The sequence below is a fragment of the Methylomagnum sp. genome (genome assembly GCF_054333355.1).
This window is the reverse complement of record NZ_JBTEKS010000297.1, coordinates 1-5,471: the sequence shown is the minus strand read 5'-3', so window position 1 is coordinate 5,471 and position 5,471 is coordinate 1. Positions and strand designations below refer to the sequence as shown.

Annotated in this window: 6 protein-coding genes; 2 read left to right on the top strand and 4 right to left on the bottom strand. The window is 59.1% G+C overall.

The window, feature by feature from the left end:
* Positions 1–503: 503 nt before the first annotated feature.
* Entirely contained in the window at positions 504–1,730 is a 1,227-nt protein-coding gene (locus ACXWUF_RS17670; RefSeq protein ID WP_458495933.1) for an argininosuccinate synthase, read from the bottom strand.
* A gap of 145 nt (positions 1,731–1,875) precedes the next feature.
* Here ACXWUF_RS17670 and ACXWUF_RS17665 point away from each other — a divergent pair, with 145 nt between their 5' ends.
* Entirely contained in the window at positions 1,876–2,436 is a 561-nt protein-coding gene (locus tag ACXWUF_RS17665) for a Uma2 family endonuclease (RefSeq protein ID WP_458495932.1), read from the top strand.
* A 37-nt stretch (positions 2,437–2,473) separates the two neighbouring features.
* Here the strand turns inward: ACXWUF_RS17665 and ACXWUF_RS17660 are convergent, their stop codons facing one another.
* From ACXWUF_RS17660 to ACXWUF_RS17650, 3 genes are all read right to left on the bottom strand, one after another.
* On the bottom strand, positions 2,474–3,316 hold the full coding sequence (locus tag ACXWUF_RS17660) for a transglutaminase family protein (RefSeq protein WP_458495931.1): 843 nt from the start codon (positions 3,314–3,316) through the stop codon (positions 2,474–2,476).
* Positions 3,317–3,339: 23 nt separating this feature from the next.
* Positions 3,340–4,092, bottom strand: a complete 753-nt coding sequence (locus tag ACXWUF_RS17655; RefSeq protein WP_458495930.1) for a peptidase — start codon at positions 4,090–4,092, stop codon at positions 3,340–3,342.
* Positions 4,093–4,202: 110 nt separating this feature from the next.
* Positions 4,203–4,472 carry a hypothetical protein gene (locus ACXWUF_RS17650; protein WP_458495929.1) on the bottom strand — a complete coding sequence of 90 codons (270 nt, stop codon included), beginning with the start codon at positions 4,470–4,472 and terminating at the stop codon, positions 4,203–4,205.
* 318 nt (positions 4,473–4,790) lie between these two features.
* Between ACXWUF_RS17650 and ACXWUF_RS17645 the strand changes: the two genes are divergently transcribed.
* Complete coding sequence (locus ACXWUF_RS17645) at positions 4,791–5,369, top strand: toll/interleukin-1 receptor domain-containing protein (protein WP_458495928.1); 579 nt, start codon at positions 4,791–4,793, stop codon at positions 5,367–5,369.
* Positions 5,370–5,471 lie beyond the last annotated feature (102 nt).

Genomic DNA, 5,471 nt, shown 5'->3' with positions numbered 1-5,471 from the left:
ATGAAATGTCTGCATAGTTTGGTGCATCGCTCAAGAAATCATCTGACACATTTATTAGATACCTTTATTTATATTGGAGCGGGCCTCTGGAACTTTAAACTCTCATTGAAAACAACAACTTAGGTAGGGAACATGTCTATTAGTCGTAGAGTACGTTGTGCGTACCGATTTGGGCCGAGAGGGAGGTACGCACAATGTACCCACGATGGTGGTACTACCGATCATCTTCAAACCAAGGTATTGCACATATCATGTCATGCAATATCTCGATTCTTTGTGAGACGACAGAAAACGTTTCATCGCCAGAAAACCTGCGAGCTTCGCTTAGAGCTTTCTCCGACACAAGATAAACCTCTGCCTTCCAGCTATTGAACGCCTCGCGCTCCTCAGGAGAAAAAGCGCAATTAGCGGTATGCCAAAAATCCATGTTTTTTCCTTTCAAAAAGCGGCGTTCAAAAGCCCGAAGATTTACGACGGGCTTTCTCACTAGGTAAAACGCGGTTTTAAGCGAACTTCGTCCCCTTCTTCGCCGCAATCCGCATCCTCAGCGCATTCAGCTTAATAAAGCCCTCCGCATCCTTCTGGTTATACGCGCCCTTGTCGTCCTCAAACGTCGCGATATTCATATCGAACAAGCTATTGGTCTCGGACTGGCGGCCCACCACCGTCACGTTGCCCTTGTACAGCTTCACCCGCACCTCGCCGTTCACGTTCACCTGGGAAGCGTCGATAAGCTCTTGCAGCAGCAAGCGCTCGGGACTCCACCAATAGCCGTTATAAATCAGGCTGGCATAACGCGGCATGAGTTCATCCTTGAGGTGAGCCACTTCGCGATCCAGGGTCAGCGACTCAATCGCCCGGTGCGCCCGCAACATGATGGTGCCGCCGGGGGTCTCATACGCGCCACGGGACTTCATGCCGACATAGCGGTTCTCCACGATGTCCAAGCGGCCCACGCCGTTCGCGCCGCCCAGTTGGTTCAGCTTCGCCAGCACTTGCGCCGGGGTCAGCGCCTCGCCGTCGATGGCAACGATGTCGCCCTTCTCATAGCCCAGCACGAGATAAGTGGGCTGGTCCGGGGCGGCTTCCGGGCTGACGCTCCAGCGCCACATGTCCTCCTCCGGCTCGGCCCACGGGTCTTCGAGAATGCCGCCCTCGTAGGAAATATGCAGCAAGTTGGCGTCCATCGAATAAGGCGAGCCTTTGCCGCGCTTCATTTCGATGGGGATGCTGTGCTTCTCGGCATAGGCCAGGAGGGTTTCCCGCGAGGTCAAATCCCACTCCCGCCAAGGCGCGATGACCTTGATGTCGGGCTTGAGGGCGTAGGCGCCCAGCTCGAAGCGCACCTGGTCGTTGCCCTTGCCGGTGGCGCCGTGGCAGATGGCGTCGCAGCCGGTTTCGTTGACGATCTCGATCAGGCGCTTGGCGATGAGCGGGCGGGCGATGGAGGTGCCGAGCAAATATTCGCCTTCGTAGATGGTGTTGGCGCGGAACATCGGGAACACGAAGTCGCGCACGAATTCTTCCTTGAGGTCGTCGATGTAGATTTCCTGGATGCCCATCGCCGTGGCTTTGGCGCGGGCCGGTTCCAGTTCCTCGCCTTGCCCTAAGTCGGCGGTGAAGGTGACGATTTCGCAGTGGTAGGTTTCCCGCAGCCATTGCAGGATGACGGAGGTGTCTAGCCCGCCGGAATAGGCCAGGGCGACTTTCTTAACGGTTTGATGGGACATGGAGGCTTCCGCTAGGGGTGAGAAAAATGGACCGGCGATTATAGCCGCGCCGGGGGGTTGCGGAAACGCGGGGCGTGGGGGAGGATGATGTCTATAGAAAAACGTAACGTTAATTCCGGCATTTCAACGCAACGAGGAATCAACCATGGCCGCTCACGCCCTACGCGAAACTTGGATTAGCCCGGAGGACTATTTGGAGATGGAACGCCATAGCCCCATCAAGCACGAATACGTGGCGGGGCAGGTCTACGCCATGACCGGCACCAGCAGCCATCACAACGTCATTTCCGGCAACTTGTACATGGCTTTGCGGCGACATCTCAAGGGGACGCCTTGCCGGGTGTTCATCGCCGATGTCAAAGCCAAGCTGGAACAAGCCAACGCCTTCTATTATCCCGACGTGATGGTGTCCTGCGAAAAAGCCCCGGACAGCTATTACCGCGAGCAACCCACGCTGATTGTCGAAGTGCTGTCCGACTCAACGGCCAAGCACGACCGGGGCAGAAAATGGCGCGATTACCAAACCCTCCAGAGCCTCAAGGAATATGTGCTGGTGTCCCAAGACAGCCTGGATGTGCGGGTATTCCGGCGGGACGAATCGGGCGAGTGGCGGCAAAGCATCTACACCGACGGCATGGTGATTCCGCTGCACTCGGTGGAAATGGAGATTCCCATCGAGCAGGTTTATGAAGAAGTGTGGGATTGAGCCTGGACAGTAAACGGGCGGGACGCCCGTTCTCCCGTCAGCGCATTTGAATCGAGATTTTGGCATCCATGCCGACAGACGAGCCGCCGGAAAATCCCCCGCTGATGGGCGCGGCGTCCGAAAAATCCGCCGCCGCCGCAACCGCCACATGCCGCTCCAAAACCGCCAGCCCTAACGTCGGGTCATAACCCCGCCAGCCACCGCCGGGCACGAACACCTCCGGCCAAGCGTGCATGTAGCGCTCGGGCCGCTCTTCCCAGCCCTGCCCGTAGCCGCTCACGAAGCGGGCGGGAATGCCGACGGCGCAGCAGGCGTCGATGAACAACAAGCTCAAGTCGCGACAAGCGCCCCGCCGTTCCGCCAAGCTGCGGTGCGGGGGATAAGGATCGCCGTCCTTGCGAATGACCCGCTCGAATTCATTGAACAGGAAGCCATTCAGCCGGGCCAGAAAATCCAGCGGGTTGTAGCCGCTGGCTTCGGCAAGTCCATTCGCCAGCCGCACGACTTCGGGATGTATTCCCGACGGCGGCGCGAGATACGCCGCCAAGCGTCTCGCCAGCCCTTCCGGGAGAATCATCGGCAAGCGCTCGCCGCCGGGGTCGGGCCAATAATCGAAGGGATTGGCGCGGATGGTTTCCGCCGTGAACGCCGTCCGCACGGTGAAGCTATCGCACGGCACCTGAAACCAGCAGCGGGTGACGACGTTGCCGTCCGGGTCCAGTTGCTCGGACAGCCGCGTCGGCGTTGGCTCGATGCTCAAACTGAAGCTGAGTAAGCGCTGGCTCCCGTCATGGCGCGGCCTGAGCCGGATGTCGTGGGGACCAAGCCAAACTGGCTGGTCGTACCGGTAGCGGGTGGTGTGTTCGACCGCGAAGCGCATTGTCGCAAGAGTCCCGAAACCGCCTAGGTCGCTTTGCCCTTGGTGGCGGAGGACTCCCACTTGAACAGGGGCAGGCTTTCCAAGGCTCGCATCAAGCCTTGATTCCAGCGCTCGGACAACTCGTGGGCGAAGGGGTCGTCATCGGTCAGGTAGAGCCGCCGCCCCTCGTCGAGGGAGTCGCGCTCGTAAATCAGCAATTCAACGGGCGGCCCCACGGTCACGTTACTGCGAATGGTGGAGTTCATGGACACCAGCGCCACGCGGGCGGCCCGTTCCAGTTCGATGTGGCGCTTGATGACGCGGTCCATGATGGGCTTGCCGTACTTGGTCTCGCCGATTTGCAGGAATGGGTGTTCGCTGGATTCGTGGATGTAGTTGCCCTGCGGATAGATCATGAAGGTTTCGGGCGGATTCAGCCCCATCTGCCCACCGAAGATGAAGGTGGCCTCGAAGTTGGTGTTGGCCGTGTCGCGGCTGGCCTGTTGGCGCTGGACGTGGGTGCTGACCATGCCGACATAATCGGCGGCTTCGCTGATGCTGGCGACGGTCAGCAAGTTGGGCACGATGGCTTGTTCGATGTCGCGGTGGATTTTCTTCACCACGGCCTGGGTGGTCGCAAGGTTGCCGGCGGACAGCAGCACGAACACGCGGTCGCCCGCCCAAGCGAAGGTGTGCATTTTCGAGTAGCTGCCGATGTTGTCCATCCCGGCGTTGGTGCGGGAGTCCGAGCAGAACACGAGGCCGTCATCGACGTTGATGGCAAGACAGTAAGTCATGATCGTATACGGAGGGTTGTTTTGGTTTTATGGCGCGAGTGCGGTGGCTGTGATTTCCACAAGCATACACAATCGTTGGAAAATCCAGCAAATCCAGGTGGTTTCCTGGCTTAACCGCGTTGAGCCTGTTGGCGCTTGACAAGCCGCTCGTAGGCGTCCTGGTCGTCTTCGTAAATGTCCTTCCAGTCGTCGCAGTTGAGGCCGAATTCATCCTCTTGGTCCTTGAGGCAGCTTTCGTAATCGAGCCGCGATTCTTCCATGTCGTCGGCGGCGTCCTGGATGTCGGGATCGCCGCTCAACGAGCTGGCGAGGCGGGAGACGCAACCAGTCAGCAGCGCGGCACTTAGCAGCATCCCTAAGGCAATTGGATGAATCTTCATTGAATTTATTCCGTTAGAGGGTCCGCGCTGAGTCCGCCAGCGCGGGGGCTTGAGCGAGTCTAGCATGGTCGGCGGGGCCGGGTGATGGGGGCCGGAAGCGTTGGTGCTGGCGTCGGAAGCGTTTGTGCTGGGGCGGGAATCGCTTTTGCTGGGGCCGGAAGCGTTTGTGCTGGGGCCGGAAGCGTTGGCGCTGGGGCGGGAATCGCTCATGCGGCAGCGGGAAGCGTTCACGCACCCGCGAGAAACGAGGGTCGCCCTTGTTGTTTCCGTTCCACTTCTGCCGCAGAATCGCCTCACAATAATGACTGCGAGGCGAACATGACGACTTTCGATGTTTTTCTGAGCCACAACAGCAAAGACAAGCCCGCTGTTCGGGATTTGAAGGCGGCGCTGGAAGCTTACGGCTTGAAGATTTGGTACGACGAGGATGAATTGCGGCCCGGCGTGCCGTGGCAAGAATTGCTGGAAAGCGGCATTCGCGATTCGGCGAGTGTGGCGGTGGTGATTGGCAAGGATGGCTTGGGGCCGTGGGAAGATGAGGAAATGCGGGCGGCACTGGATTTGGCGGTCAAGGATAAACGCCCGGTGATTCCGGTGTTGTTGCCCGATGTGCCCGCCGTGCCGAGTTTGCCGCTGTTTTTGAGCAACCGCACTTGGGTGGATTTGCGCCCGGCCTTGAGCGCGAAGAATGTGGGGCGGTTGGTGTGGGGGATTACTGGAATTAGGCCGAGCCGTCCACATCCGGTTACTGCGCCAGCCTATCCGCCACCACCCACTCCCAGCCCCGCAAAAGTATCGCCCGCGTTGGCCGTCTGGCGTGAGCGCTTGGATTTTCTATTGTTGGAAGAAGCCAAGGCATCTCGACTTTGGCCTTTTCACGCCGTGGCGGCGAGTTGATTCAGCAGGACTTCGCCATCGCGAGGCGACAATTCCAACAGTTCGCCGCCGGATGCGGAGTTGACGAAATACTTCCGCGCCCAGATGGCGCGGCGGACAAAG